General features: G+C 70.2%; 25 protein-coding genes and 1 tRNA gene. 10 read left to right on the forward strand and 16 right to left on the reverse strand.

The genetic code is table 11. The annotated features are described in order from the left end of the window. Positions 1-52 precede the first annotated feature (52 nt). A complete protein-coding gene (locus ACERZO_RS42175; RefSeq protein ID WP_372671588.1) occupies positions 53-1,111 on the forward strand; it encodes a DNA polymerase III subunit beta in 1,059 nt (352 codons plus the stop codon). On the opposite strand, the gene ACERZO_RS42180 is transcribed toward ACERZO_RS42175, so the two are convergent. Both ACERZO_RS42180 and ACERZO_RS42185 read right to left on the reverse strand, forming a co-directional pair. Beyond that, on the reverse strand, positions 1,101-2,036 hold the full coding sequence (locus tag ACERZO_RS42180; RefSeq protein WP_372671589.1) for a hypothetical protein: 936 nt from the start codon (positions 2,034-2,036) through the stop codon (positions 1,101-1,103). The two genes, ACERZO_RS42175 and ACERZO_RS42180, sit on opposite strands and share 11 nt — an antisense overlap. 31 nt (positions 2,037-2,067) lie before the next feature. Next, complete coding sequence (locus tag ACERZO_RS42185; RefSeq protein WP_372671590.1) at positions 2,068-3,033, reverse strand: Lrp/AsnC family transcriptional regulator; 966 nt, start codon at positions 3,031-3,033, stop codon at positions 2,068-2,070. A gap of 83 nt (positions 3,034-3,116) precedes the next feature. Between ACERZO_RS42185 and ACERZO_RS42190 the strand changes: the two genes are divergently transcribed. Together ACERZO_RS42190 and ACERZO_RS42195 are read left to right on the forward strand one after the other, a co-directional pair. Next, positions 3,117-3,932, forward strand: coding sequence for a VOC family protein (locus ACERZO_RS42190; RefSeq protein WP_372671591.1), 816 nt, complete (start codon positions 3,117-3,119; stop codon positions 3,930-3,932). Next, on the forward strand, positions 3,929-5,086 hold the full coding sequence (locus ACERZO_RS42195; protein WP_372671592.1) for a carboxylesterase family protein: 1,158 nt from the start codon (positions 3,929-3,931) through the stop codon (positions 5,084-5,086). The genes ACERZO_RS42190 and ACERZO_RS42195 overlap by 4 nt, the downstream gene beginning before the upstream one ends. Here ACERZO_RS42195 and ACERZO_RS42200 read toward each other — a convergent pair. From ACERZO_RS42200 to ACERZO_RS42230, 7 genes are all read right to left on the reverse strand, one after another. Further along, positions 5,064-5,318, reverse strand: a complete 255-nt coding sequence (locus ACERZO_RS42200) for a glutaredoxin domain-containing protein (RefSeq protein ID WP_372671593.1) — start codon at positions 5,316-5,318, stop codon at positions 5,064-5,066. The two genes, ACERZO_RS42195 and ACERZO_RS42200, sit on opposite strands and share 23 nt — an antisense overlap. After that, positions 5,315-6,085, reverse strand: coding sequence for an MBL fold metallo-hydrolase (locus tag ACERZO_RS42205; RefSeq protein ID WP_372671594.1), 771 nt, complete (start codon positions 6,083-6,085; stop codon positions 5,315-5,317). The genes ACERZO_RS42200 and ACERZO_RS42205 overlap by 4 nt, the downstream gene beginning before the upstream one ends. Continuing rightward, positions 6,082-6,900: an NUDIX hydrolase gene (locus ACERZO_RS42210; RefSeq protein ID WP_372671595.1), complete on the reverse strand. Its 819-nt coding sequence runs from the start codon at positions 6,898-6,900 to the stop codon at positions 6,082-6,084. The genes ACERZO_RS42205 and ACERZO_RS42210 overlap by 4 nt, the downstream gene beginning before the upstream one ends. Positions 6,901-7,009: 109 nt before the next feature. Next, on the reverse strand, positions 7,010-8,161 hold the full coding sequence (locus ACERZO_RS42215; RefSeq protein WP_372671596.1) for a hypothetical protein: 1,152 nt from the start codon (positions 8,159-8,161) through the stop codon (positions 7,010-7,012). A 36-nt stretch (positions 8,162-8,197) separates the two neighbouring features. Then, on the reverse strand, positions 8,198-8,824 hold the full coding sequence (locus ACERZO_RS42220) for a hypothetical protein (protein ID WP_086679262.1): 627 nt from the start codon (positions 8,822-8,824) through the stop codon (positions 8,198-8,200). Further along, entirely contained in the window at positions 8,824-9,279 is a 456-nt protein-coding gene (locus tag ACERZO_RS42225) for a RidA family protein (RefSeq protein WP_091319010.1), read from the reverse strand. The genes ACERZO_RS42220 and ACERZO_RS42225 overlap by 1 nt, the downstream gene beginning before the upstream one ends. 5 nt (positions 9,280-9,284) lie before the next feature. Beyond that, the gene (locus ACERZO_RS42230; RefSeq protein ID WP_003068074.1) at positions 9,285-9,446 is read right to left on the reverse strand and encodes a DUF4177 domain-containing protein; all 162 of its coding nucleotides are present in this window, start codon (positions 9,444-9,446) and stop codon (positions 9,285-9,287) included. Between the two features lie 105 nt (positions 9,447-9,551). Between ACERZO_RS42230 and ACERZO_RS42235 the strand changes: the two genes are divergently transcribed. Genes ACERZO_RS42235 through ACERZO_RS42245 form a run of 3 tightly spaced genes read left to right on the forward strand, consistent with a single transcriptional unit; the run spans position 9,552 to position 11,935 of the window. Next, positions 9,552-9,800, forward strand: a complete 249-nt coding sequence (locus tag ACERZO_RS42235) for a hypothetical protein (RefSeq protein WP_364465573.1) — start codon at positions 9,552-9,554, stop codon at positions 9,798-9,800. Between the two features lie 21 nt (positions 9,801-9,821). Further along, positions 9,822-10,829 (forward strand): ArsA-related P-loop ATPase, encoded by a 1,008-nt coding sequence (locus ACERZO_RS42240; protein ID WP_372671597.1) that lies wholly within the window; start codon positions 9,822-9,824, stop codon positions 10,827-10,829. Further along, a complete protein-coding gene (locus ACERZO_RS42245; RefSeq protein ID WP_372671598.1) occupies positions 10,826-11,935 on the forward strand; it encodes an ArsA family ATPase in 1,110 nt (369 codons plus the stop codon). The genes ACERZO_RS42240 and ACERZO_RS42245 overlap by 4 nt, the downstream gene beginning before the upstream one ends. 159 nt (positions 11,936-12,094) lie before the next feature. Here the strand turns inward: ACERZO_RS42245 and ACERZO_RS42250 are convergent, their stop codons facing one another. After that, positions 12,095-12,391: a WhiB family transcriptional regulator gene (locus tag ACERZO_RS42250; RefSeq protein ID WP_329054225.1), complete on the reverse strand. Its 297-nt coding sequence runs from the start codon at positions 12,389-12,391 to the stop codon at positions 12,095-12,097. A 341-nt stretch (positions 12,392-12,732) separates the two neighbouring features. On the opposite strand from ACERZO_RS42250, the gene ACERZO_RS42255 reads away from it, so the two are divergent. After that, positions 12,733-14,919: a transglycosylase domain-containing protein gene (locus tag ACERZO_RS42255; RefSeq protein WP_372671599.1), complete on the forward strand. Its 2,187-nt coding sequence runs from the start codon at positions 12,733-12,735 to the stop codon at positions 14,917-14,919. Positions 14,920-14,970: 51 nt separating this feature from the next. Here ACERZO_RS42255 and ACERZO_RS42260 read toward each other — a convergent pair whose 3' ends face one another. From ACERZO_RS42260 to ACERZO_RS42280, 5 genes are all read right to left on the reverse strand, one after another. Then, a complete protein-coding gene (locus tag ACERZO_RS42260) occupies positions 14,971-15,453 on the reverse strand; it encodes a hypothetical protein (protein ID WP_372671600.1) in 483 nt (160 codons plus the stop codon). Between the two features lie 28 nt (positions 15,454-15,481). Further along, positions 15,482-15,874 carry a hypothetical protein gene (locus ACERZO_RS42265; protein ID WP_372671601.1) on the reverse strand — a complete coding sequence of 131 codons (393 nt, stop codon included), beginning with the start codon at positions 15,872-15,874 and terminating at the stop codon, positions 15,482-15,484. Between the two features lie 657 nt (positions 15,875-16,531). Continuing rightward, positions 16,532-16,936 carry a hypothetical protein gene (locus ACERZO_RS42270; RefSeq protein ID WP_372671602.1) on the reverse strand — a complete coding sequence of 135 codons (405 nt, stop codon included), beginning with the start codon at positions 16,934-16,936 and terminating at the stop codon, positions 16,532-16,534. A 25-nt stretch (positions 16,937-16,961) separates the two neighbouring features. Further along, the gene (locus tag ACERZO_RS42275; protein WP_372671603.1) at positions 16,962-20,918 is read right to left on the reverse strand and encodes a golvesin C-terminal-like domain-containing protein; all 3,957 of its coding nucleotides are present in this window, start codon (positions 20,916-20,918) and stop codon (positions 16,962-16,964) included. A gap of 269 nt (positions 20,919-21,187) precedes the next feature. Further along, on the reverse strand, positions 21,188-22,939 hold the full coding sequence (locus ACERZO_RS42280) for a serine/threonine-protein kinase (protein ID WP_372671604.1): 1,752 nt from the start codon (positions 22,937-22,939) through the stop codon (positions 21,188-21,190). A gap of 117 nt (positions 22,940-23,056) precedes the next feature. On the opposite strand from ACERZO_RS42280, the gene ACERZO_RS42285 reads away from it, so the two are divergent. Both ACERZO_RS42285 and ACERZO_RS42290 read left to right on the forward strand, forming a co-directional pair. Continuing rightward, positions 23,057-24,037: a metallophosphoesterase gene (locus tag ACERZO_RS42285; protein WP_372671605.1), complete on the forward strand. Its 981-nt coding sequence runs from the start codon at positions 23,057-23,059 to the stop codon at positions 24,035-24,037. Between the two features lie 29 nt (positions 24,038-24,066). Continuing rightward, positions 24,067-24,140 (forward strand) — tRNA-Pro (locus ACERZO_RS42290). A 52-nt stretch (positions 24,141-24,192) separates the two neighbouring features. On the opposite strand, the gene ACERZO_RS42295 is transcribed toward ACERZO_RS42290, so the two are convergent. Further along, on the reverse strand, positions 24,193-24,957 hold the full coding sequence (locus ACERZO_RS42295) for a class I SAM-dependent methyltransferase (RefSeq protein WP_372671606.1): 765 nt from the start codon (positions 24,955-24,957) through the stop codon (positions 24,193-24,195). Between the two features lie 39 nt (positions 24,958-24,996). On the opposite strand from ACERZO_RS42295, the gene ACERZO_RS42300 reads away from it, so the two are divergent. After that, positions 24,997-26,847, forward strand: coding sequence for a prolyl oligopeptidase family serine peptidase (locus ACERZO_RS42300; RefSeq protein WP_372671607.1), 1,851 nt, complete (start codon positions 24,997-24,999; stop codon positions 26,845-26,847). Positions 26,848-26,865 lie beyond the last annotated feature (18 nt).

Genomic DNA, 26,865 nt, shown 5'->3' on the forward strand with positions numbered 1-26,865 from the left:
GTCAGCGGCGGCTGGCGGCGTTTTTGTCGGTGGTCGCCGCTAGCTTTGCGGCATGGACGTCACCGCGCCTGCCCACCGCCTCTCGGCGGCCGTTTCCGCTGCTTCGCGGCTGCTGCCCGCCCGCGCCGGGCTGCGGCTGCGGGCGGACGCGGCCGGGCTGACGGTCGCGGGCAGCGACCCGGATCTGGCCGTCCGGTTCGACTGCCCGGCGACCGCTCACACGGACGGCTCGGTCACCGTCCCGGCGGCCCCGCTGGCCGAGACGCTTCGCACGCTCGACGGCCTCGTGCGCTTGGTCGTCGAAGGCAGCCGGCTGGCCCTGAGGGTCGACAACGCCCGGTTCGCGTTGCCGGTGTTGTCCACCGAGGCCGGCCCACCGGTTGCCGAGCCGCCCCGAGTGTCCGAAGTGGACGGAACGGCGTTCGCGTCGGCGCTGCGGATCGTCGCGGGAACGGCATCGAAGGACGACCCGCTCCCGCTGTTCACGGGAGTCCGGTTGCAGGCGAGCGACCGGCTGACGTTGACGGCGTCGGACCGCTACCGGATGGCGGTGGCCCGGCTGCCACTGCGCTCCCCGGGCGCATTGGACGTCCTGGTCCCGGCAACGCTGCTGACCGAGGCGGCCCGCCAGGCGAAGGGCGTGGTCGGCCTGCACGCGGGCCCGGGCCGGTTCGGGCTGAGCTGGCCGGGCGGCTTGGTGGGAACGGCGGTCCTCGACGCGGGGTTCCTGTCGGAGGACGCGATCCCGTCCTCCGCGGTCGACACGAGGGTGACGCTTTCGGCGGACGCGTTGGCGGCGGCGGTCCGCCGGGTAGGGGTGTACGCGGAGGACCGCCGAGTACTGACGTTGGAGGTCGGCGACGCGCAGGTCCGCCTGGCGAGTGCGCGCCAGGACACGGGCGAAGCGGAGGAGACGCTGAAGGCCGAGGTCAGCGGAGGTCGGACGTCGCCGTCGTTCCAGGCTCGGTACCTGTTGGACGCGCTGCAGGCGTTCGCGGGCGAGCGGGTGGAGTTGTCGATCCAGCCGGGGATGCGGGCGTGCGTCCTGCGGTCGGCGGAGCCCGGGGAGGTGGAGCTGACGTACTACCTCATGCCCATGCTCAGCCGATGATCTCGGTCAGGTCCTTGAGGGCGACATCCGCGGCCGGTCCGTGGGTGAACTGGCTGACGGTCAGATTGGCGCTCCCGAAGCGCTGTTCATAGGCGTCCCGGAGGTGGGGTGACGAACGGCCGAGCGTCCACGCCATGGTCGAGTTACTGTTCCGCAAGTAGTCGATCGGCAATTGGCCGAGGACATAGAGCTCCGCATTGAGCTTCCCCCGATGCAGGACGAGGCCCACCAGGTCGGCTACGAGCCCGCGCTTGCGCATCGCGTCTTTGCCCTTCCACTGCCCCGCTTTGAACTCGGCCACCCGACGGTCTGTTTCGAGGTCGAACTTCCGGCTCGGGTCGTTCCCAGCAGCTAGGGAGGGACGGCGAACGATCCGCTCGCCGGGTTCGAGGATCTTCGGCAATGCGCGGACGATCACCGCTGCGTGGATGAGGTCGTTGATGCGGCCGGCGTGCTGACGAACCAACAACGCGGCCTCAAGCAGCTCATCAGTCATGCCGCCGTCCCAGTCATCGACCTTGCCGAGATCGGCTCCGTCGAGCTGCTGCTCCATGCGGCCGATGCGAGCGGTGAGGTCTTCGGCTGTCAGAAACTCGACGAGGGAAGCAAAGGCTCTCCCCGGCTTCGCCAAGTCGGACCCGGCGTCTGAAAACTCCTGACCAGTGGGCTCCTGGGGCAGCGGACTGGTGGGAAAGCCGAGCCGGCGGAGGTGCCGGATCGCCGTGTGCGAGATGAACTCGTTCCGCGACACCCCCAGAGCGCGCTCGAAGAGTTGCCTCGGCGGCCACCGCTGGTCTCCGATGACGACCCAATGCGTGCGGATCGGCTCTGGACCACCCCGCGCCGCCGCGCTCAGCACGTCGGCGCGGGTCAGCCGGTGCTGCTCGCCGTTGAGTACGAAGTCGATCGCGCGCTCGTCGTTCACAGGCTGTGAGTCGCGCGCGCCGCTTCTCCTGCTACACCGGCTGCAGGGTGCCGAAGCGCTTCAACGTCCGGATCATCGGGGCCGTCTCCACCCGCTGGACCCCCGCCAACCCACCCAAGTCATCCGCCAAATACGCGTACAACGCCGCGTCGTCGCGGCAGCCCACGTTTGCCACCATGTTCGCCGGGCCCGTGGTCGCCGCCGCGAAGGCCACCTGGGGGTGCTTCGCCAGCGCGCGCCCCGTCGGCTCCAGCGCCGATGGGGCCACCGTCAACCACAACGTCGCCGTCAGCGGGTAGCCCAGCAGGGCCGCGTCCACCTCCACGTCGAAGTACAACGCTCCCGACCCCCGCAACGCCGACAACCGACGACGGACCGTCGACTCCGAACGGCCCGACGCTGCCGACAATGTCGACATGTCGGCACGGCCGTCGTGGGCCAGTGCCGTCAGCAAGCCCACGTCGCCCGGCTCCGGGACATACGGAACCGGCCTCAGAGCCGGCCGCAAAGCGACGACCTGAGCGGAAGACAACGCGCCGGCCCGGCCCGGCCAGCCCGCCGGCCCGCCGGCGAAGCGCCGCAACAGCCGGTACGCCGTCATCGACACCACTCGCGGGGTCCGCGGCAACTGCCCCAGCAGCAGCCCGTCCGTCTCCTCGCGCAGCGGCGCCCGGATGAAACACACGATCTCCGTGCCGCCCGACATCAGGCTCACCCACTGGGTGTCCGACCGCCGGGCCAAGGCCGCGGCGATCGCCCCGGCCGCGTCCGGGACGCAGCGCAACCGGACCAGCCAGTGCACCTGCCCCAGCGGCGCCGCCTCCGGGACGCCCACCACCCGCAGCACGCCGGCCGAGCGCAGCTTCCGGTAGCGGCGCGCCACCGTCTGGTCCGACACCCCCAGCACCGACGCGATCGTGCTGAACGACGCCCGCCCGTCCAGCTGCAACGCGTGCGCCAGGCTGCGGTCCAGGTCGTCGAGCAAGCCGGATTCCACCAAATCAGCCTATTCGGTGTCGGATTCCGCGCACAACAGGAGCGCGGAGGGAACAAAAGACCGTGAGCCCGAATCCTGGAGTAATGCACATCGACCACACGGTCTTCCTGACCAGGGACTACGAACGCACCTGGCAACGCTACGAGCAGCTCGGCTTCACGCTCAGCCCGCCGTCACGGCACTTCGCGGCTCCGACCGGCACGAGCGAACCCCTCCCGAGCTGCACCGCCAACCGCTGCGCCTACTTCGGCGGCTCCTTCCTCGAACTCATCGGCATCGTCGACGAAGCCGCCGGCGACCCGTGGCGCGTCCTGCCGATCCTCGACGCCCGCGGCGACGGCCTGCACGGCTGCTCCTTCGGCGTCGACGACTCCGACGAGGCCTCCAGAAGACTGCAAGAAACCGGCCTCTCGACGTCGGGAGTGCTCAACCTGCACCGGGACGTCGAACTGCCGGAAGGCACTCGCACCGCCCGCTTCCGCAGTGTCCACATCAGACGCGACCGCACTCCCGAAGGCATCCTCCACACCGCCGAGCACCTCACTCCCGAGTACGTCCACCAGCCGCGCTACCTCGACCACCCCAACGGCGCCAAAGCCGTCGCCGGGATCGTCCTCGTCGTCCCCGACGACGAAATCGCCGCCTACCGGCAGCGCTACGACCTCATCACCGACGGCCGGGACCTCGTCGACATCGTCGGCGTGAACGACCTCCTACCGGGCGAAACCCCGAAAGAACTGCCCTACTTCGCCGCGCACGGTGTCGTGGTCGCGGATCTGGCGAAAGCGCGGACACTGATCGAGCAGCACGTCCCGACCACGACCCACCACAACGGATTCTTCGTCGGCGCCAAGGACGCCCTCGGAGCCGCCGTCTACTTCGAACCGGAGGCACGATGATCGTCGAAACCACCGCCGGCCGGATCCGCGGCACCGCGCAAGAATTCAAAGGAATCCCTTACGCCACTGCGAAACGCTTTGAATCACCGGCCAAACCGAAGCCGTGGACCGGCGTCCGCGACGCGCTGGAGCCCGGCCCGGCGGCGCCGCAACCGCCGTCACGCCTCGAGCACGCCCTCGGCCCGATGCCGCTTCCGCAGAGCGAGGACTGCCTGAGCCTCAACGTCTTCACGCCGTCGACCCGCGGGAGCCGGCCGGTGCTCGTGTGGCTCCACGGCGGTGGGTTCTCCAGCGGCTCGGGCGGTCAGGTCTGGTACACCGGCACGCGCCTGGCCCGCGAGGCGGACGTCGTCGTCGTGACGCTCAACTACCGCCTCGGCGTGCTCGGATTCCTGCACGCCGACGGGATTCCGCCGAACCTCGGGATCGCCGACCAGCTCGCCGCGCTCGAATGGGTCCGGGACAACATCGCCGCGTTCGGCGGGAACCCGGCCGAGGTCACGCTCAGCGGGCAATCGGCCGGCGCGCAGTCGACGCTCGCCCTGTGGTCGTCGCCGCGCGCCGACATCAAGCGGATCGCGCTGCAGAGTGCGCCGCTGGGAATGCGACCGTCCACACCGGACGAAGCCGCGGTGTCCGCCGAACGGTTCACCGAAGCCGTGAAAGACGACATCCGCACGGCCCCGATCGACCAGCTGCTCGCCGCGCAGCTCTCCGTACCCGGCAAGCCCGGCTCGATCGAACCGCCGTTCCAGCTGGTCGCCGACGACGACCTCGTGGCGGAGGACCTCATCGAAGCCGCGCCCGAGGGCCCGGCGCTGATCAGCTGGACGCGCGAAGAACTGCGCGCCTTCGTCCCCGACGCGCCCCGAGAAGTGATCGACGAAGCGAACGGCTTCTTCACCAGCGACCGGCTGGCGAAGAAACTCAACGCCTTCACCTACCGCTTCGACTGGCAGGCCCCGGGCAACCGGTTCGGGGCCTGCCACTGCATCGACATCCCGTTCCTCTTCGGCACCCACGACGTCTGGGACGCGCCGATGCTCGAAGGCGCCCCGGAGGGCCTGGAGAACGCGACCGGGCTGCGCGAAGTGTGGGCCGCCTTCCTCCACGGAGAACGGCCCGACACGCTCAGCCCGCCGAAGCTGCCTTGACCGCGGCTTCGACCTCGGCGAAGGACGGGTTGACCAGCGCGGTCGACCCGACGATCACGGTCGGCACCGTCTCGTTGCCGTTCGCGACCTCGCGCACGCGCGCGGCGGCGGCCGGGTCCTCCCAGATGTTGATCTTGCGGACGGTGAAGCCGCTCTTCGACATCGGCCGATCCAGCGCGGCGCAGAAGCCGCACCCCGGGCGCCAGTAGAACTCGACCTCGACGTTGCTCATCCCTGTTCCTCCGACCGCAAGTAGTCCAGCTGCGCCTGCACGCTCAGTTCGGCCGGCGCCCACAGCGCCCGGTCGACGTCGGCGTACACGACCTCGACGACCTGGCGCGGGGTGGCGTCCGCACCCAGCTCCTTCAGAGCCGAACGCACCTGGTCCAGCCGCTGTTCCCGGTGGGCAAGGTACTCGCGCGCGGTCGCGGGCAGATCGGGGAGCTCTGGACCGTGCCCCGGCAGCCCCAGCGTGCCCGCCGGCAGCTCGATCAGCTTCCGCAGCGAGCGCAGGTAGTCGCCGAGGTCGTGCAGCACGGTCGTGCCGCGGCCGAGGATGGTGTCGCCGGTCAGGACCTGACCGTCGAGCACCAGCGACACCGAGTCGGCGGTGTGCCCCGGCGTGTGCAGGACCCGGAGGGAGACACCGCCCGCCGTGATCACGTCGCCGTCCACAAAGGACGAAGCGCCGATGCAGAGCGACGGGTCGAACGCCCGCACCGGCGCGCCGACGCGCTCGGCGAACCACGGCGCGCCCTCGGCGTGGTCGGGGTGGAAGTGGGTGAGCAGCACCAACTCGACGTCGCCGACACCGGCCAGCAGTTCGAGGTGCTCGAGATCGCGGTAGCCGGGGTCGACGACAACGGCCGGCGAGTCCGGCGTCGCCCGCAGCACCCAGCTGTTGGTGCCTTCGAGCGTCATCGACGACGGGTTGTTCTCCAGCAGCACCGACGCCGTCTCGGAGACCTGGCGCAGCACGCCGTACGCGGGGGCAGTCATCGCTTCTCCAGCACGACGCGGACGTGGTCGTTCTCGCGGACGAGCGTCGGCGCGATGCGGACGATCTCGCGCTGCTCGTTCAGGATGTCGTCGGCGGTCGAGAACTTCGCCAGCTCGCTGAGCGTCAGCCAGGTCGGCGGCATCAGCATCCGGCGGCCTTCGCGCGCGTCGGTGATCGCGTCCTCCGGGCGCTGCCAGCCGGAGCTCGACGCCTCCGACGTCGCGCCGTCGGCCTGCTGCCCGTCCGGCAGCTTCGCGACGTAGAAGCGGGTGTCGTACCGGCGCGGCTCCTGCTCGGGCGTGATCCAGTGCGCCCACGGGCGCAGCAGGTCGGCCCGCAGCGTCAGGCCCGCGTCGGCGAGGAAGCCGGCCAGCGACACCTCGCGCGTCTCGAGGGCCTGGCGGGCGGCCGCGTACGGCGTGACGTCGGTGAGCACGGCGTCCGCGCTGCCCGCGAGCAGCACGCCGGACTCCTCGAACGTCTCGCGCACGGCCGCGCAGGTCAGGGCGCGCGCGAGCGCGTCGTCGCAGCCGAACCGCGAGGCCCACCACGACGGCTCCGGGCCGGCCCACGCCACGGACGCGTCGGCGTCGCGCTTGTCGACCCCGCCGCCGGGGAAGACGGTCATGCCGCCCGCGAACGGCATGCCCTTGACCCGGTGCTGCAGGAAGATCTCGACGCCGTCGGCGCCGTCCCGGACCAGGATCACGGTGGCCGCGTCCTTCGGGACGACGGGCGGCCCGTCGGCGTTGGCGCGGGTGGCTACCCCGGCACCGACGGGGAGGTCGAAGACAAACTCCGTTGGCTGCTCCACCACCGGAACATACCTCCGGCCCCCCGCGTTCCGTCACGCGGTTGTGGCATCCCAGACAGCGGAAAGGCAGCACTTTCCCGGGAAAGTGCCGCCTTCGCCGAAATCGAACTCAGGGAGCGGTCCAGCCGCGCTGGTCGCCGCCGGAGCGGGAAGCGCCGTTGAGCCGCATCTTCGCCGCCTCGGCCCGCTCTCGCTCGGCCAGCTCGGCGTGCAGCTCACGCAGCAGTGCCCGGTCGCGCTCGCTCAGGCTCGGGTCGTCCAGGTCCAGCGCGGGCAGCTCGACGACCTCGTGCATCGACGGCTTGCCCGCGGCGATCTCGCGGCCCTTCTCCGGGTCCTCGGCCAGCGCCTGCCGCAGCTGCGCGACCTCGGCCGGCGTCAGGTCGGCGGTGCGCTCCGCCCGCGTCTCGGACCGGTCGGACGACCGGTCCGCCCGCGACTGGCGGGGCGGCTCCGGGGCGGGCGGCGGCGACACGATCGGCACCACCGGGGCCACCGGCTCCGGCGGGGTCGTCGTGGCCGTGCTCGACCGGATGCTGTGCCTGCTGCCCGACGACTCCGCGACCGGCTCGGCCTTGACCGTCACCGGCGGCTTGGCCGGTTCGGGCCGGTACACCGAGGTGGACGACGTCGTGCTCCCGGTCACCCACGCCGGCGACGCGGCCGCCGAAGCGGCCTGGTGGTACTCGGAGTGCGCGACGCCCGGACCGCTGACCTCGACGACGGAGTGGATCCCGGCCCGGCGCAGCGCCGTGTCGACGCGGAACGCGACGGCGGGCGGGTTGCCCTCCGGTCCCAGCTCGACGAGCACCACGCGCTGCGGCAGCGCGCCCGGCACGCTGCCGGCCGGCGTGTTGCGCCACACCGCGTGCACCGACCGGACGTCCGGCAGCACCTGCAGCGTCCGGTCGAGCGCCTCGGCGATGCCGAACTCCGGGGAGTTCTCGCCGCTGAACCGGTGCGTGTTGACCGGCTCGGCCTCGTCGACCAGCAGGTCGTTCGCCAGCGTCGCGTCCGACCGGCTCATCTCGAGGACGAGCGCGAGCTCGCGCTGCTCGGCGGAGCTGACCGGGATCCGGCCCGCGATGAGCGTGCCGGTGGTCAGCTCGACCGCCTCGTCGATGTGGGCCCGGGCGATCAGCTCACGCGCTTCGGTGAGCGCGCTGTCGTCGATCCGGCCCGCCAGGGCCAGCAACAGGTTGTGCAGGCGCAGGGGCACCGAAAACCCGTCCATGGGCGGGCCGTCGTGGACCTCCACCATTGCCTTGCTCCCTCCCAGCTCGCTGGCGGGCGAGCGTTATGCGGCTACTAGCCGGTTCCCCGCAGCGGCGCCCACGCAGACCAGTTCCGAATCGGCCAGCGCGGCCCGGTGGTACTCCGGCAGGTCGAAGCGCGGCGGGATGACCTCGACGCTGGGCTCTTCGTCGCCCAGAACGCGCAGCACCCGCTGCAGTTCGCCGGTCAACCTCGGCAGACCGTTGAGCGCGGTGATCAGCAGGACGCGCTTGGCCGTGCCCTGCCCGACCACACCGACGTGTCGCCAGCTCTGCCGCACTTCCCCCACGTCCGGGCGTCCTCGCAACGTTGCGTGGATCAACACGGACACGGAGTCGACCGAGTTAACCCATTCGGGCGCACTCGCCGTGAATGTGTACCGGTTCTCGGCAACGTCGTCTACCCCCAGCGTCGAACTGACCTGGTGCCAGTCGGCGCCGTGCGGGATGAGACCCGCCACGAGCAGGCGGTACTCCGTTTGGTCGAGGTCAATCCTGTGCTTAAGCAAAGACCTCGGCAGGGTCCGGGCGAGGGTGCCCATGGCGCCCTCGCCGAGCCAGTCGCGGAACCGCCACAGCAGCTGGTCGGGCAGCCGCCCGGCCAGCCGGAGCAGCAGCTCGTGGGTGGACTGCTCGATGTCCGGGTCCATCACTGCACCTCCACGATCAGTTCGACCTCCACCGGCGACCCGATGGGCAGCTCCGCGACGCCGACGGCCGAGCGGGCGTGGATGCCCGCGTCGCCGAAGACCTCGCCGAGCAGCTCGGACGCGCCGTTGACGACCGCCGGCTGGCCGGTGAAGCCCTCCGCGGAAGCCACGAAGCCGACAACCTTGACGATCCGCGTGACGTTGTCAATGCCGACCAGTGCGTGCACGGCCGCGAGGGCGTTGAGCGCCGACGTGCGGGCGTGGCCCTTCGCCTCTTCGGGGCTGATCTCCGCGCCGACCTTGCCGGTCGCGGCGAGGACGCCGTCGACGAAGGGCAGCTGGCCGGAGGTGTAGACGTGCTTGCCGCTCTGCACGGCGGGCACGTAGGCGGCCAGCGGGGCGGCCACGCCGGGCAGCTCGATGCCGAGCTCCTTCAGCCGTTCGCTCCAGCTCACGCGGGTCAGCCCTTCGGACGCTTGAGGTACGCGACGTGCTGCTCGCCGCTCGGGTTCGGCAGCACGGTGACCAGCTCCCAGCCGTCCTCGCCCCACTGGTCGAGGATCTGCTTCGTCGCGTGGATCAGGAGGGGGACGGTCGCGTACTCCCACTTGGTGGCGCTCATGAAACGGGAGCGTAGCCAAGCGGGCAAGACCGCCGGGTGCCCCCGCCGGAAAACGGCCCGCGACGCGCCGAGGTGTGGTCCATCTCACGTCGCTAGCGTGGGCACGTGGAAACGTGGCGCGTGATCGCGACGGCGCTGCTCGCGGCGGCCGGGCTGCCCCTGGTGCTCGTCGTGATGGCGAAGGTGCGCGACCGGACGCAGAGCTCGGGCCAGGTCGCGCTCGGCGGCGTGATCACCTTCACGCTGCTGCTCGTCGTGGGTGTGCTCACCCTCACCGTGCTGCCCGGGCTCGTCGCCTGGGTGCTGGTCGCGGCGGTCGCGGCTGCGGTCAGCGTCATGCTGCTGGCCAGCTGAGAGCTGATTTAGGGTGAAGAAGTGACCATTCCCCATGCCGGCTGGACCGACGAGCTTGCCCGCGCCCGGCTGCACTTCGTCACCGGCAAGGGCGGGACCGGCAAGACGACGCTGGCCGCCGCGCTCGGCCTCGCGCTCGCCCGCGAAGGCCGCCGCGTGCTGCTCATCGAGGTCGAAGGCCGCCAGGGCATCGCCCAGCTCTTCGACACCGAGCCGCTGCCCTACGCCGAGCAGCGCATCGCCGCCGTCCCCGGCGGAGGCGAGCTGCGCGCGCTGCACATCGACGTCGAAGCCGCGCTGCTCGAGTACTTCGAGATGTTCTACAACCTGGGCTTCGCCGGCCGGACGCTGCGGCGGATGGGCGCGATCGAGTTCGCGACCACGCTCGCGCCGGGCCTGCGGGACGTCCTGCTCACCGGGAAGATCAAGGAGTGCGTCGGCCGCACCGAGTCCGACGGGCGGCACACCTACGACGCCGTCGTCGTCGACTCGCCGCCCACCGGCCGGGTCGTCAAGTTCCTCGACGTCACCAAGGCCCTCACCGACCTCGCGAAGACCGGCCCCATCCGCGGCCAGGCCGAGGGGGTCGTGCGGCTGCTGCACTCCGGCGAGACGGTGATCCACCTGGCCACGCTGCTGGAGGAGATGCCGGTCCGCGAGACCGTCGAAGCCGTCGCCGAGCTGGACGGCGCCGACCTGCGCCCGGGCGCGGTGCTCGTCAACCGCGTCAGACCGCCGCGGCTGCCCGCGCGGTCGGTGACCGCCGCCGCGGACGGGCGCGTCGACGCCTCCCGCGTCCGCGACGGGCTCGCGACGGCCGGGCTGAAGCTGCCGCAGGAAACCCTGGACGCGCTGGTCGACGAGACCGTCGAGCACGCCGTGCGGGTCGCCGCCGAGCAGCGGGCGCGCGAGCAGCTCGCCGAGGCCGACCTGCCGACGCTGGAGCTGCCGGACCTGACCGACGGCGTCGACGTGGCGGCCCTCTACGACCTGGCCGAGGCCCTGACCGACCAGGGGGTGCGGTTGTGACCACCATCGACATCGACGCGCTGCTCGACGACCCGGAGAGCCGCGTGATCGTCTGCTGCGGCTCCGGCGGCGTCGGCAAGACGACGACGGCCGCGGCGCTGGCCCTGCGCGCGGCCGAGCGCGGACGGCAGACGGTGGTCCTGACCATCGACCCCGCCCGGCGGCTCGCGCAGGCGCTGGGCCTGCGCGAACTCGGCAACCACCCGAAGCAGGTGCAGGTCGAGGGGTTCGAGCCCAAGGGCGAGCTGTGGGCGATGATGCTCGACATGCGCCGCACGTTCGACGACATGGTGCGCGTGCACGCCGGCCCGGAACGCGCCGAGCAGCTGCTGAAGAACCCCTTCTACCAGACCATTTCCACGTCGTTCTCCGGCACGCAGGAGTACATGGCGATGGAGAAGCTGGGTCAGCTGGCGGCGACCGGCGACTGGGACCTGATCATCGTCGACACCCCGCCGAGCCGGTCCGCGCTGGACTTCCTGGACGCGCCGACCCGGCTGTCGTCCGCTTTGGACGGCCGGATGATCCGCCTCCTGACGGGCCCGGCGAAGGCCGGCGGCTGGGGCCTGCGCAAGGTCGTCAACGCGGGGTTCTCGATGTTCGCGAAGGCCGTGTCGACGATCATCGGCGGCCAGCTGCTGACCGACGCGTCGGCGTTCATGCAGGCGTTCGACAGCATGTTCGGCGGCTTCCGCGAGCGCGCCCGCAAGACGGCGGAGCTGCTGCGCTCGTCCGGGACGTCGTTCCTGGTGGTGGCGGCACCGGAGCCGGACGCGCTGCGCGAGGCGTCCTACTTCGTCGAGCGGCTGTCGTCGGAGTCGATGCCGCTGGCGGGGCTGATCGCGAACCGGACGCACCCGGTGCTGGCGTCGCTCTCGGGCGCGGAGGCGCTGGCCGCGGCCGAGACGCTGCAGAACGCCCCGTTGGCCGAGGCAGTGCTGCGGCTGCACGCGGACCGGGTCAGCTTGGCGGCGCGCGAGGAGCGGTTGCTGGCGCGGTTCACCCGGGCGCACCCCGAGGTGGCGCTGGCCCGGGTTCCCGCGCTCGCCGGTGACGTGCACGACCTCGGGGGTTTGCGCGACATCGGCGTGAAGCTCGCCGGTTGACGCTTCACGGCGCCAGATGACTTGAATGACTCATTCATGTCGTCTGGTGACATGAATGAGTCATTCAAGACAGCCGGAACCGGCTCCCGAGGTGACCCGGCCCGGTGAGAGAAGCGCCGTGGGTGACGTGGCGGCAGGGCCGCGCCACCCACGACGGCTTCAGCCGACTTCGACCCGCTCCTCCGCGTCCCTCTTGGCCGCTTCGAGCAGGTCCGCCCAGCTCACCACGTCGGGGCGGCGGCGCAGCAACGCCCGCCGCTCCCGCTCGGTCATGCCTCCCCACACGCCGAAGTTGATCCGGCCGTCGAGTGCTTCGGCGAGGCATTCCGTCCGGACCGGGCAGCCCATGCAGACCGCCTTGGCCCGGTTCTGCTCCGCGCCCCGGACGAACAGGCCGTCCGGGTCGGCGTCCCGGCAGGACGCGTTGATTCGCCAGCTCGACTGGTTGGTTTCCATACCCCCAGCTCCCTACCCTGGTGATGACGCACCAGCGGGGAAAGGCACTGCGCTCCTTGCCCCCGCGAGCGTGTCTCCCTCTGCTCACGTCGGTTCCGGGCACCTCCCCGGTGCCGGTGCCGCCGTTCGGACCAAGCGAGCTCCCACCCGCGTTGATCCATCCGTCGGCTTGTCTTCGTGAGACGTTGACGGACTGTAGGGGCCCTCGGTTCCCCCCGTCGAGACCCAGGATGCCTTCCGTTACCAGATGTCACCGAAGGGGGTCGGTTTTGTCACTGAATTCACACCCTCGGAGACACGGCGTCACCGGCACCCCACCCGTCCCGGGTAGCCTGGCCCTCGTGCGAAAAGCGGATGGTTTGTTCAAGCTCATCGGCCTCTGTCTGCTCGCGGGGGTGCTCGTCGCCGGCATGCTCTTCCCCGTCGTGGGGGCCGCCGGGGTCATGTCCAACCAGGCCAGCGAGACGGTGGAGAAGACCTCCTCCGACCTCGCCGACATCCCGCCGCCCCTGGTGACGACGGTCACCGACAGCACCGGCAAGCCGATCGCGACCCTGTACGACCAGTACCGGCTCCCGATCAACGAGAACCAGATCAACGAAGCCATGAAGTGGGCACTGGTCTCGGTCGAGGACAAGCGGTTCTACGACCACCACGGCGTCGACTGGCAGGGCACGCTGCGCGCGGCCGTCAGCAACAGCACGGGCGCCGACACGCAGGGCGCCTCGACGCTGACCCAGCAGTACGTGAAGAACTACCTCATCAACGTCGTCTACCGGAACGACGAGGTCGGCCAGAAGAAGGCTCAGGAGCAGTCGATCGCCCGCAAGCTGAAGGAAGCGCGGATCGCGATCCAGCTCGAGACGAAGCTGACCAAGCAGCAGATCCTCGCCGGCTACCTGAACATCGTCGAGTTCTCCCGGCAGATCTACGGCATCGGCGCCGCCGCGCACGCGTACTTCAACACCACGCCGGAGAAGCTGACCGTGCCGCAGGCCGCACTGCTGGCCGGCCTGGTGAACAACCCGATCAACAACGACCCGTGGAAGCACGCGGACAAGGCGACCGCGCGCCGCAACCTGGTGCTCGACCGGATGGTGGAGAACAAGAAGCTGGCCAAGGCCGACGCCGACCGCTTCAAGGGCGAGCCACTGGGCGTCGTGCCGGACTTCCCGGCGAAGCCCGCGGCCAACTGCATCGGCGCCGGGCCGGAGTCCGGGTTCTTCTGCCAGTATGTCGAGGACTACCTGCTCAAGGCCGGCGGGATGACGAAGGACCAGCTCTACACCGGCGGCTACACGATCAAGAGCACGCTGGACGAAAAGGCGAACCACGAAGCGAAGGTCTCGGCCGAGGCGCAGGTGGACAAAACCCAGCCATACATCGCGAACACGCTCTCGTTGATCCGCCCGGGCAAGGACCGGCACGAGGTCGTGGCACTGGCGGCGAACCGCGACTACGGGGGCAATCAGGACGCCGGCCAGACGACTTACACCCTGCCCGCGGGCGTCTACAACACCGGCGGCGCCGGATCGACGTTCAAGATCTTCACCACCGCCGCGGCGATGGAAAAGGGGATCGTCGGGATCTACTCGCCCATCAACATCCCGGACAGGTACACCTCGCACGTCTTCACGACGGGGCCAGGCGGTTGCGGCGGCCCGACCGGCAAACCGAGAACCTTCTGGTACTGCGTCGGCAACGCCGGCGACTACAGCAGGCTCGCCAGTGGCGCGAACATCCAGACGGCCTTGGCGACATCGCCGAACACCGCGTTCGTCGAACTCGAAGACCGGATCGGCAGCACCGGCCCGGCGATCGACATGGCGCACCGCCTGGGGCTGCGCGACACGATGGCCACCAGCGCGGCGGGCCGGACGCCCGATCCGAACGCGGCCAAGGCCGAGCTGCGGGATCCGCAGGCCAAGTTCTACGGCCCCCAGGGCAACAGCCCCGGCCTGGGCTCGTTCACCCTCGGGGTGAGCCCGGTCAGCGGCCTGGAAATGGGCAACGTGGCCGCAACCATCCTGTCCGGCGGCGTCTGGTGCCCGCCGACTCCGATCGGGGCGGTGACCGATCGCAACGGGAAGCCCGTGCCGGTCAAGGAAGCGCCGTGCGAGCAGGCGGTACCGGAAGGTCTCGCGAACACGCTCGCGGTCGGGATGAGCAAGGACGACCAGCCCGGCGGTGGGACTTCTTTCCAGGCGGCCAACGCGGCGCACTGGACGCGTCCGCTGATCGGCAAAACCGGAACCACCCAGTCGAACGTCTCGGCGGCTTTCGTCGGCGGAACTCCGCAGATCGCCGGTGCGGCCATGACGTTCAAGTTCGGCGGCGGGCAAGGTGGTATCTGCGACGCCGGACCCGGCCGGGTCAGCCTGTGCCCCGGTGGCCGCGACGGCAACATCTTCGGTGGGCACGCCCCGGCCAGGACGTGGTTCGGAGCCGTGTCCAACATCCTCGCCGGGCAACCGGAGGCACCGCTGCCGCAGCCGGACCCGCAGTACATGGGCGGCCCCGGCCGCTGACCGCCGAGAAGGGCCCCGCGGCTGTCGCCGCGGGGCCCTTCTGCTTTCGGGTCAGTACCAGCCGGTGAGGTACATCGTGCCGTGCGCCATGGCGCCGGCACGGAACCGCCAGGCCGTACTGGGGTTCGTCACCATCGCCGCCGACGTGATGCTCGCCCGGCCCTTGGGATTGCCGAACGGCCCGCACTGGATCCAGGTCCGGCCGCCGTCCTGCGTCCAGTCCATCCAGACGGAGTCGAAGGCAACGTAGGGCGGCGGGCCGCCGTTCGTCCCGTCCGCCCACAAGATCGCGAAGCCCCGCGTCTTACCGCCGATGGGCGCGAACTCGAGGTCGAGGTGCTCCTCGGCGTTCCCGATGGTGATGGTCGAGTTCCAGGCAGCCGAGTAGCCGTCCTGGTTGTCAGGGATGTCGACGAAGCCGTTCCTGCCTCCGGTGCAGTCGCTGGTGCTCGCGGATGCCGCGTCCACCGGCAGCACCAGTCCCGCCACGACCACAGCCAGGGAGAGCACGGCCTGCATTGCCTTTTTTCGCACTGCAACCTCCTGATATCGACGGTCCGGATCAGCAGTGACCGATCGGCGCAGCCGGGTCGTGGCCGGTTGCCAGGTAATAGCCGGTCACCCACCCGTCGATGGCGACCGGCACGCTGGTCGCGTAATCGGTGTACGTGCCGCGGTACCAGACGTTGTCGCCGTGAATCGACTCCCCGGTCGTCCAGCAGTCCAGCGAGAACCAACTCTGGTAGGGAAGCGTGACGATGTACTGCGACTGGGAAGTCGGCTGCGCCCGCACGTTCACCGCGGCGACCGTCAGCGCACACCAGGTGCCGTAGATCCCACCGGGGCAGGCCTCGACACTTTCCGCCGAGTCGGTCGAGGCCATGGCCACCCCGCCGAATCCGGAAAAAGCGGTAATAATTGCCGCCACGGCCGATAGTCGCTTGAGCAAACTCACAGTAAACCCCCTCGTGGGAAATGAAATGGAATGCGGCGATGAATCCCGATCGCCGAACATGAAGAGCTTGAGGTGCTCACCCCTTTCCCCTCAATCGACCATCCGAGTGAAGTCGAACCCTCACGAAGATCACGCACAGCCAGCCAGCTGATCACCCGTAAGGCCGCTGCTCGGGACGCAGATCGACTGCTAGTGTCACGAGCTGCGACAACGTCGTCATGGCGTCCGCGGCCACCAACCCTGGGGAGGGGGTGAGCAACTTTCAATCGCGCCCAACCGCGAGCCAACCATATGTTCGAAGACTGCCTTTGGCCGTGCCCACTCGCGCCCTCGCGACGCGTTTTCAACCGGCATTCACCTGACCCTGGCGCCGTCTTCGCTTTTCATTTCCGTGACGACTTTCGACCTCACCCGGCTCGGAAAGGCTCACATTCATGCGCAAGGTTCGCAGACCTGTGTCCCGGTCGCCGAGATGGCTGCCACTGTCAGAGGCCGTCACCCTGATCTCCGCGCTCGCGGCCGGGCACCCGACCGTGCGGTGACCACCGTGGGCGACACGCCTCGCAGCCCTCCTCACCCCATGGCGCGAGGAGGGCCCACGCGAGACGCGGGCCCTCCTTCGGTTCTGCTTGTCGACACCGGCCGAGCGCGAACAATTCAGAACTTTGGGCAACCAGGCAAACGACTGTAGGGGACAGAACTCGCGGCGCCGGCCGTCGGCAATTCGAAGGCATAGCAGACGTGGCTCGGCTCCTGCGGATTCAGTTGGACAGTCACGGTGATCCCGGCTCCGGCCCGCCCGATCCGCAACGCCGTCGCACCGGCGGCCAGCACCGCACGGCGAATCGGGTCGTCGGTGGCTCGTTCGGCTTCGGTCAGCCCGCCGAGCCGCCCCGCGATCTTCGCGGGCTCGGAACCGTCCCCGGACACCACCGGGAGATGGTCCTGCACGCTCTGCTCCGAACGATCCGAAACTCCGGCGAAGAGGTACAGGAATCCGACCACCCCGCCCACGACGACCGCGAAACCCAGCCACAGAGCGGCGACCAGCAGCGGTTTCATCGGCCGTCGAGGCGTGGTCACCGGATCAGCCCGGGTAGTGGATCTCGGCAAACCGCTTCTCCATCAGGTGAGCATAGCCCGTCGTACCGTCTGAATTGGGGTGGAACATCTCGCGGCTCAGACAGGCTCCGGCGGCCGCGATGCAGGCCTGCGAGGGTTTGTCGCCGACGTGGAAGTCGCCTTCCCCGTTGGGGCCCACGACGATCTTGTTGATCCACTCGGGGTTGTCGCACCCACTGTGCCCGGCGAAATCGTTGATCGGATCGGCCGTGTCGATCGCGATGCCCTCCCCTCGCAACTGGTTGACGACCTCGGCTTCCTTGTCCCGGACGTAGCCGGTCAACTCCGCGATCGCGTGAGCCTCGGTCAGGTCGAAGTACAGAGAACCGGCACACTTGACCGTACGGCTGAGCGGTTCCGGGTATGCCACCAGCACGATGCGCGCGTTCGGAGCTTCGGTGTGGATGGCACGGATGGTGTCGGCGATCCGCGTCTTCGTCCGATCGAAGATCGTCTTGTACTTCGGCAGGTAATCGCTGTCACCGGAGCAGTCGCCGAGGCCGGCGCAGTCCGTGAGGGCGCTCGTGAACGCGCCTTCGTCGTTGCCGCCGATGGACAAGGTCACCAGGGTTGTCTCCGGTGTGAGAACACCAGACTTGACCTGGTTGATCTCGTGGAACTGCCCCTCACCCGTCTCGTACTTCTCGGGCTGTTGCCAGGATGTCGGCACCGTCCCCGTTCCGTTCCACCTCCCGGAGACGTTCCACGTCCAAGCCCCGGAACAAGCGACGAACCCGAGTTCGTTGTTCGTGTTCCACTGGTCGGCGAGCGTGCCCAGCGCGCCGCCCGAGCCGGGGATGACCATCTTGCGTGGCCAGGCGTTGACGCTGCGGCGGCAGGCGTTCCACTCCGCGTTGCCGTGGTTGGCGTCGCTCTCCTTCGCGTAGTTGCCGGCGCCTTCCCCGGACGAGTAGGAGTCACCCAGCGCCGCGACGATGTTCGCCGGCTTGCCGGGCAACGGCTGGAACGCGATCGCGTCCCAGGCAACGTCCAGGTCGCCGGTACCGTCCTCGGTCTGCGAGCTCATCGTGACGCTCGGCCGCCCGGCGAACGGGTACACCCCGATCGACACCCAGCCGTTGCGCTGGATCTGCTGGTTGACGTACCGGTGCCGGCTCTGCCCGTCGCCGAGGTTGATGTCGTAGCGCGCCTGCTGCGTCTGCGCGCCGACGTCCGGCAGGTGGACCATCAGTCTGGCCCAGGCGTTCAGCGGGTTCGTCAGTGACCAGGTTCCGGTCGCCTTCACCCTGCCGCCCTCGACGTCGGACCTACGAGTGTGGCTGAAGTAGAAGTGGCCGCCGAATCCGCCGCCGAACTGGTGGGTGTCGACCTTCCCCGGGTAGTGCCCGGTGCCGTCGTCGGAATAGCTGAGCTGGAAGGTGCCCGCGTTGGTCCAGGTCTGGGCGCAGTTGTTCCGCACCGGGGGTGCACCGTTGGCGTCGTCGATGATCAGCGCGTTCGACGGCAGGCCGGCCGTGCCGCAGTTCGGCGGGTAGCTGTCGGCGTCTTCCTGGTAGGCGTAGCCGGGATCGAACCGCAGCACCTCGAAACCGCACGACGAGTTGCAGTCCGCCTTCCACGAGTTGGACTGGTGGTACCAGCACTTCAGGTCGAACTTCGTGCCCGTCTTGTGCGCACACGGGCCGGCCGGCTCGCCGACGACGTTGTTCGGGTCGTCCGGGCCGGTGCCGGCGTAGTCCGGCAGGTTCTTCTCACCCGGGTGACAGTCGTTGCTGGCGTCGCAGAACTGGTTCACCGGCGGCTTGACCGAGGCCCGCAGGTTGTCGTTGAGCCACCACGAGGGTCGGAACCCGGCGATCATCGTGCCCGGTGTTTCGATCAGGTTGGGCGGGTGCCCGGCCCAGCCCAGCACCTTCTCCGGGTACGGCCAGTCCTGCGGGTGTGCCGCGTCGGCGTAGGTGGTTTCGAGAAACGGCTGCCTGCTGGCGGGGAAGCGCGGGTTCGCGGGGTTGTTGCCCCAGCCGAGGCCCCACGGCGCCGAACCCGACGCGGGGTGGAAGCCGGAGTTGTAGGCCCAAATGGCGAAGAACCAGTTCTCGAGGTGGGAGACGTCCCCGTTGTTGACGATCAGGTTCGCGGCGCGGACCTCATTCCATTTGTTCGACAGGATCTGGGCGCCCGCCGCGATGTTGGCGGCGAAGTCCAGCGCCACGGCACGCTGCGTCTGGTACGGCCATGCGGTGTCGGCCGACCCCTTCTCCCGGCCGGCCAGTCGCATGTGGTCGGTCACCTGGGTGACGCCGTACCCGCAGTCGGCCTTCTCCCAGTCGATCGTCCAGTCGTCGGTCTCGGTGCCGTTGTAGTAGTTGATCCCGTAGTAGTTGCCGATCAGAGGATTGCCCGTGGTCCCCGGCACCGAGGACCGCGCGGCCTGCCACATGTTCGACTCCTGCGCCGTGATGCCCAGCATGACCTGCGCGGGCACGAACCCACCACCGGCCAGATCGACCTTCGGGAACAGGCCCTGAGGCGTGTAGGCCGGCATACCGAGGTTTTTCCAGTTCGCCGGTCGCTGGACGGTCAGGGTGCCGTGCAGAGCCTGGTCGACGGCCCATTCGACCTGCCGGGGTTTCGGCTGCATCGCCTGGTTCCGCGGGTCGTTGCGGGGCACGCTGCAGTAACGATCGTCCAGATCGGACGGATCGGTGGGGCTGCCGTTGGTGGTCACCCGAGCCGGCACCCCGGCACCGGGGCTGCTCTCCCGGCCGGCCGCGGGCGCGGCGTCCGTTTCGGCCGCGAGGGTGATCTGCTTGTGGTTCGCCAGCACGGTGGCGGTGATGTTCACGGCCTGGGCGGCCTCGGGGTCGGCCGGCGCCACCCGGGGATCAGGCACCTCCGGCCGGGCGACGTCGGTCACCGCCAGCCTGCCTTCGGTGGATACGGTCGCGTCCTTGGTGACGTCGAGCAGCGAGACGGCGGCGGGCAGCGTCGCCCCGGTCGCCTTCTTCTCGCCGGTCACGTAGACGCGACCGCCGCGACCCGAGGTCACGCCCAGCGCGGTCCGCCGTCCGGTGGCGAGCGTCTGCGTGCGCACCGAACCGTCACCGCTGATCACGGCTCGCCGCGCCTTGGCGTTCTCCGTCCCGTCGTGGTCGAGGTAGACGACACCGCCGTCGGCGTCGGCCGCCAGCGCGTAGGGCACGCCGGAAGCCGGCGCGACCCGTTGCAGAACACCCTGGTCGGTGACGCGGACGAGAGCGTCAGCGGTCGCGCCGATCAGGCCGTGCGCGGTGGGCACCGCCGAAGTCAGCTGTCCGGCGACGTCGACCGGCGCGGCGATCTTGCCGGAGGCCGCGTCCAAGCGCAGCAGCCTCGTCTTCCCCAGGTCTTCGTCGCCGGCCTGGGTGAGAACGGCCGTATCGCCGACCCCGCACGACGGGTTGAAATAGGCGAGGCTGGTCCGGATCGGCAGCTTCCGGACCGAGCCGGTGTCGAGGTCGACCACGGCGGTGAAGGCGCCGCGGTCGAAGAGTTCGGTCTTGTTGGTGAACGTGCGCGGCGCGTAGGCGACGACCGCGCGGTGGGCCGACCCGGTCACGCAGATGTTGCCGATCCACATGTCGGTGTCGAAGCCCGGCTCGGCGAGTGTGGCGACCGTCCGCCACTCGTACGCCTTGGCTTCGTCGGCGACCAGGAGGTGGAAGCCGTCAGCGTCACCGCTGGTCGTCCAGGCCCGGTCGGTGGAACGTTCCCAGCCGGCGGCGAGCGTGCCGGCCCGCTCGACGGGTGCGACGCTGCGAGCGGCGACCTTCGGAGGGGCCGCGACCTTGGTGTCGACGTCCGGGCCCGGCGTGTTCGGCGCGGCCGAGACCGGCCCGGCGGCGGCACCGGTGACCGAGAGCGCGACCGCGACCGCGGCCGTCCATCTGAGTCGTAGCGAACGTGGGCGACTGAGTTTCACCGATCCCCCTATGCCGAGTTGACCAACCAGGAGGGAGCGCGACCGAATGGCGTCCGTTTGGATTATCAGCCGCGAGAATGGACACGGAAGACCACGCCCAAAAGGCCAGATTCGAACGCCGTAAATGGCTACCGAAGAACATCGGTAGTCCGTGATCCCCTCCTCAGTGGTATTCAGCCAGTTCGCTGATCAACGTTCAATAGACCACCAGGGTGAACAGCAGCGTACGGACCAGCGGCGATGCTCCGATCGGCTCGCGAGGCAATTGCTCAACTCCCCCCTGGCATGTCGGACAGGATCTCCATGTTCCACCAGTAGTACAGCTGGTCCAGCCGGTCGTTGTTCGTGACCGTCGTGGACAGCAGGACCCCGCCCATCAGCTTCTTCGCGTCCGTCCACGCCAGCTGGGGCGGGTCGCCCAGGAAGCACGTCAGGTAGTCGCCCGGCACCGGTGCGCGCGTCTCCGCCCGGTAGTACGTTCCCCAGATCTTCGGGAACTTCAACGGGCGGCACGCGCCCTGGGCGTCGTTGCGGGTGAGGCCCTGGCTCTTCACGATGTCCTGGAACCACTTGTCCATCGCCGCCGCGTCGGCGAACCGCAGGAACTTCGCTCCCGTCGGCTGCGGGAACACCACGTTGCCCGCCTTGACGTCGCCGACGTTCGAGTCCCCGCACGCGACGGCGGCCACCGCTCCGGCCGGGACGGTCGCGTCTTCGCACGTGTATTGCTTGTACACCGCGGGAAGCGCGGCGTAGAGCTTCTCGTCGTGGGCCGGTTTTGATTCCGAAGTGGACGGTGCGGTCGGCTCGGGCGTCGTCGACGGCGGGGAGCTCGTGACGGTCTCCGGCGTGATCGGCCCCGGCCCGCCGGTCTGGGTCGTCCGGTCCTTGGTCACCACGTACGTGATAACCAGCGCGACCACCACGACTCCCGCCAACGCGGCGCACAACGCGATCCACCGGTTCCGCTGAGACTTCGCCCGCGGTGCCGGCTGCGGCTGGACCGGGATCGGGGCGCTCCGCGGGCCCGCGTACGCCCCGGTCTGGGCGGGCATCGGACGCGGCGGGGTCCTCGGCGCCTGCTGCTGCGGGATCGGCCCGGAGAAGGTGGGCGGCGGCCCGGCCAACGTGGGCGGCGGGGCGGCCAGGGTCGGCGGCGGGGTCACCGGGCCCGGCAAGGTCTTCTGCCACGTCGGCAGCGGCGGCGCCGGCGCGGCGAGGGCCGTCCGGACGGCGTCGGCGAACGCCCGGGCCGTCGGGTAGCGGTCGGCCGGGTTCTTCGCCATCCCGCGCGCCACCACCGCGTCCAGCGCCGGCGGCAGCCCGGGCCGCTCCTGCGACAGCACCGGCGGCGGCGCGTTCAGGTGCGCGCCCATCTGCGCGGCCGCGCCCTCCGCCGGGAACGGGCGCCGCCCGGTGAGGCACTCGAAGAACACGCACGCGAGCGCGTAGACGTCGACGAGCCCGGTGATCGGCGCGTCGCCGAAGCGTTCGGGCGCCATGTAGTCGAGGGTGCCGATCACGTTGCCCGTGCCGGTGATCGACGTCCCCTCGGCCGTCATCGACCGCGCGATGCCGAAGTCCACGAGGTACACGAAGTCCGCGCTCGTCACCAGCACGTTGGACGGCTTGACGTCCCGGTGCACCAGGCCGTCCTCGTGGGCGGCGTCGAGCGCGCCGGCGACCTGCTCGACGATCCCGGCGGCCCGCGCGGGCTCGAGCGGGCCGTCTTCCAGGAGTTCCTTGAGGTCCTTGCCTTCGACGAGCCGCATGTCGAGGTACAGGCGGCCGTCGATCTCGCCGTAGGCGTGGATCGGGATCACGTGCGGTTCGCGCAGCCGCGCGACGATCTGCGACTCGCGGCGGAACCGGGCCCGGAAGGCTTCGTCACCCGCGTTCGGCCCGGACAGCAGCTTCAACGCGACGACGCGGTCGTGCGCCGTGTCGTAGGCGCGGTGGACCTCGCCCATTCCCCCTCGGCCGAGCAGGCCTTCGATCTTGTACGGCCCGAACTGCTCCATCGTTCTCCCCAACCCCCCGGTTGGTCACCCTTCTCCGGGCCGACGCAAATGCTAAGCGGCAGGTTCCCCGGAACGGCGGCGAGTTCACCCAACCGTTGAGCACGTATCCTGGACTTCGTGAGCACGCTCAGTAACACAAGCACGTCGGGGGCGACCGCGAAGCGCCTCGCCGCGGGGACGGTGGCGCTCGGCGTCGCGACCCTCGGTTACGCCGTCGGCATCGAACGGCGCCACTGGACCCTGCGCACCGCCGAGCTCCCGGTGCTGGCGCCCGGGTCCCGGCCCTTCACGATCCTGCACGTCTCGGACCTGCACATGCTGCCGGGCCACCGCAGCAAGCAGCGCTGGGTCGCCGCGCTCGACGAGCTGAACCCCGACCTCGTCGTCAACACCGGCGACAACCTGTCGCACCGGACCGCGGTCCCGTCGGTGCTGCGCGCGCTGGGCCCGCTGCTGGACCGGCCCGGGCTGTTCGTCTTCGGCAGCAACGACTACTACGCGCCGAAGCCCAAGAACCCGGCCCGGTACCTGATGCCGAAGGGCAAGAAGAAGCGCATCCACGGGGTCCAGCTGCCGTGGCGCGACCTGCGCGCGGCGTTCGTCGAGCACGGCTGGACCGACCTGACGCACGTCCGCCGCACGATCGACGTCGGCGGCCAGGCGGTGTTCGCGGCCGGCGTCGACGACCCCCACCTGCGCCGCGACCGCTACCCCGACATCGCGGGCCCGGCCGACAGCGGCGCGGCGGTCCGCATCGGCGTGACGCACTCGCCGGAGCCGCGGGTCCTCGACACGTTCGCCACGGACGGTTACGACCTGGTCCTCGCGGGCCACACGCACGGCGGCCAGCTCCGGCTCCCGGGCTACGGCGCCCTGGTAACGAACTGTGAGCTGGATCGCAGCCGGGCGCGTGGTGCCTCGCGGTGGGGCGCGCACATGTGGCTGCACGTTTCGGCCGGGCTGGGGACGTCGCCGTGGGCGCCGGCCAGGTTCGCGTGCCCGCCCGAGACCAGCTTGTTGACCCTGGTCCCGCGCGGTTCGGGGTCGCCGAAGTCGCGTAAGTCGGCCCCCCGAAAAGCCCGCGACACCGTCCGCTAGACTTCTCCACGACCCGTTAAGCAGTACCTCGGGGTGTGGCGCAGCTTGGTAGCGTGCCTCGTTCGGGTCGAGGAGGTCGTGGGTTCGAATCCCGCCACCCCGACGAGTAAGAGCCGGTGTCTTCGGACACCGGCTCTTCTGGTTTCGAAGCTCTTTCAGCGGGTCGCCGTCACTTCGACCCAGCATTGGCTGAAATCACCGTCGCCGCCGCGGGTCCACATCCAGGCCGAACGGGCCGCGCTCGCCAGCTGGTCGCGGTCGCGGCCCTCGCCCGCGAGCGCCGCCTCCAGCCGCGACTCCACGTACTTCGCCAGGTCGCGGTAGCTCATGTCCGAGCGGTAGCGGGCTCTCGACACGACCTCCGTGAACCCCGCCGTGACGCACTGGTCGGCGATCACGCGGCCCGCGAAGGGATTGCCACCCGCCTGGCGGCGCAGCAAGTAGTGCCCTCTCAGCGCCGCGTCGACGTTCGCCGTCTTGGGGCGGAGGCGGGCCTTGCTCCAGTCCGATGTAGACAAAGCGAGCCTGCCGCCCGGGCGAAGCACCCGGCGCAGTTCCGCCAAAGCATCCAGCGGATGAGCCAGGTGCTCGAACAGCGCGTGGGAAAACGCCACGTCCACACTGCCGTCGGCGAACGGCAGGTCGTACGCCGACGCCACCAGGAAGTCCACTGTGGACCGGCCGGCCCGGCGCGCGGTGTCGCGGGCCATCGCGATCTGCCCCGCGTCGAGGTCGACGCCCGTCACCCGGGACTCCGCGGCGAGGCCGAGCGTGATCGAGCCCGGGCCGCAGCCGAGGTCGACCACCCACATCCCCGGGGCGAACAGCGGCTGGGCGAACGTCGCGCGCTCCGCCGCCGTGCGCGCGGACATCATCGAAACCGCGTCTCGCCCGTAGCCCGGCGCGTAACCCTCCAGCACCCCGCACACAGTACGGCCAGAAGGTGGCAGGATCGAGGGGTGAGCACGCAGTCAGCGAACCAATATCCGCCCGCGGTGGTCCCGGACCGGCTGTTCGACGACGCCGAAGCCGAGAACCGCTGGCGCGCCCGCTTCCACGCCCCGCGGATCTCCACCCCCGACTGGGCCCGCGACGCCCCCGACGCCAACATCTACGTCTCCAACTCCAGCGGTGTCTGGGAGGTCTACGCCTGGAACCGCGCGACCGGCGAGCACCGCCGCGTCACCGACCGGCCGAACGGCACCCTGCACGCGACGCCGTCCCCGGACGGCGAATGGATCTGGTGGTTCGACGACACCGACGGCGACGAGTTCGGCTCGTGGGTGCGCGAGCCCTTCGCCGCGACCGAGGGCAGCGAGCCCGAGAAGGCCGTGCCGGACGTCCACGACGGCTACCCCGCCGGCCTCGAGATCGGCGCGAACCTCGTCGCGGTCGGCGTCTCGACCGACGACGGCAGCGAGCTGTTCGCCCGGATCGGCGGCGAGACCCACCGCTTCTACAGCCACGCGGACGACGCGGGCATCGCGTCGCTGTCCCGCGACGAGAGCCTGATCGCGATCTCCCACTCCGAGCACGGCGACTCGCGCCACCCCGCCCTGCGGGTGCTCGCCACCGACGGGTTCGGGACCGTCGCGGAGAAGTGGGACGGCGAGGGCAAGGGCCTGACCGCCCTCGAGTTCTCGCCGCTGCCCGGCGACCAGCGCCTGCTGGTGCTGCACGAACGCCGGGGGCGCGAAGAGCTGCTCGTCTGGGACGTCCGGGCGGACACCGAGACGGAGATCGAGCTCGACCTGCCCGGCGAAGTCGTCGCCGGCTGGTACCCGGACGCGCGCGCCCTGCTCGTCGTCCACTTCCACGAAGGCCGCAGCTCGTTGTACCGCTACGACCTCCACTCGGCCGAACTGTCCTCTGTGGACACCCCGGCCGGGCGCATCGGCGGGGCGGGCGTCCGTCCGGACGGGACGGTCGAGTACTCGTGGTCCAGCGCCGCCGAGCCGGCCGCGGTCCGGGTGCGCACCGCCGACGGCGCCGACTCGGTGCTGCTCGAACCGCCGGGCGAGCGCGCGCCGGGGTCCGAGCCGGTGACCGACGCGTTCGTCGAAGGCGTCGGCGGCCGGATCCACGCGCTGGTCTCGCGGCCGTCCGGCGCACCGGAAGGCCCGCTGCCGACGGTGTTCTCCCTGCACGGCGGCCCGCACGCGGCCGACGAAGACCGTTTCTCCGCTTACCGGGCGACTTGGCTCGACGCCGGGTTCGCCGTCGTCGAGGTCAACTACCGCGGCTCGACCGGCTACGGCTCGGCCTGGCGCGACGCCATCGAAGGCCGGCCCGGACTGACCGAGCTGGAGGACGTCGCCTCGGTGCACGACTGGGCCGTCCAAAGTGGACTGAGTGACCCGGCGAAGTGCGTCGTGAACGGCGCTTCGTGGGGTGGCTACCTCTCCCTGCTCGCGCTCGGCACGCAGCCGACGCGGTGGGCGGCGGGCGTCGCCGGGGTGCCGGTGGCGGACTACGTCGCCGCGTACGAGGACGAGATGGAGCAGCTGCGCTCGTTCGACCGCGCGCTCTTCGGCGGCTCGCCGGAGGACGTGCCGGCGGTGTACCGGGAGTGCTCGCCGATCACGTACGTCGACGCGGTGACGGCGCCGGTGCTCGTGCTGGCCGGCGACAACGACCCGCGCTGCCCGATCCGCCAGATCGAGAACTACCTCGACCGCCTCGGCGGCCGCGACCTGCACCACGAGTTCTACCGCTACGACGCGGGCCACGGCTCGCTGGTGATCGCGGAGACGATCAAGCAGACGTCGATCGAGGTCCACTTCGCGCTGCGAGCGCTCGGCCTGCGCTGACGCACTCGCCGGGAGGCC

It is taken from the genome of Amycolatopsis kentuckyensis (assembly GCF_041679295.1).
Taxonomy (GTDB): Bacteria; Actinomycetota; Actinomycetes; order Mycobacteriales; family Pseudonocardiaceae; genus Amycolatopsis; species Amycolatopsis kentuckyensis_A.

Bases quoted from the DNA above. Each gene is read 5' to 3' on its own strand.
- ACERZO_RS42175 (WP_372671588.1), top strand. From the start codon at position 53: ATGGACGTCACCGCGCCTGCCCACCGCCTCTCGGCGGCCGTTTCCGCT.
- ACERZO_RS42190 (WP_372671591.1), top strand. From the start codon at position 3,117: ATGCACATCGACCACACGGTCTTCCTGACCAGGGACTACGAACGCACC.
- ACERZO_RS42195 (WP_372671592.1), top strand. From the start codon at position 3,929: ATGATCGTCGAAACCACCGCCGGCCGGATCCGCGGCACCGCGCAAGAA.
- ACERZO_RS42200 (WP_372671593.1), bottom strand. From the start codon at position 5,318: ATGAGCAACGTCGAGGTCGAGTTCTACTGGCGCCCGGGGTGCGGCTTC.
- ACERZO_RS42205 (WP_372671594.1), bottom strand. From the start codon at position 6,085: ATGACTGCCCCCGCGTACGGCGTGCTGCGCCAGGTCTCCGAGACGGCG.
- ACERZO_RS42215 (WP_372671596.1), bottom strand. From the start codon at position 8,161: ATGGTGGAGGTCCACGACGGCCCGCCCATGGACGGGTTTTCGGTGCCC.
- ACERZO_RS42220 (WP_086679262.1), bottom strand. From the start codon at position 8,824: ATGGACCCGGACATCGAGCAGTCCACCCACGAGCTGCTGCTCCGGCTG.
- ACERZO_RS42230 (WP_003068074.1), bottom strand. From the start codon at position 9,446: ATGAGCGCCACCAAGTGGGAGTACGCGACCGTCCCCCTCCTGATCCAC.
- ACERZO_RS42250 (WP_329054225.1), bottom strand. From the start codon at position 12,391: ATGGAAACCAACCAGTCGAGCTGGCGAATCAACGCGTCCTGCCGGGAC.
- ACERZO_RS42270 (WP_372671602.1), bottom strand. From the start codon at position 16,936: ATGAAACCGCTGCTGGTCGCCGCTCTGTGGCTGGGTTTCGCGGTCGTC.
- ACERZO_RS42280 (WP_372671604.1), bottom strand. From the start codon at position 22,939: ATGGAGCAGTTCGGGCCGTACAAGATCGAAGGCCTGCTCGGCCGAGGG.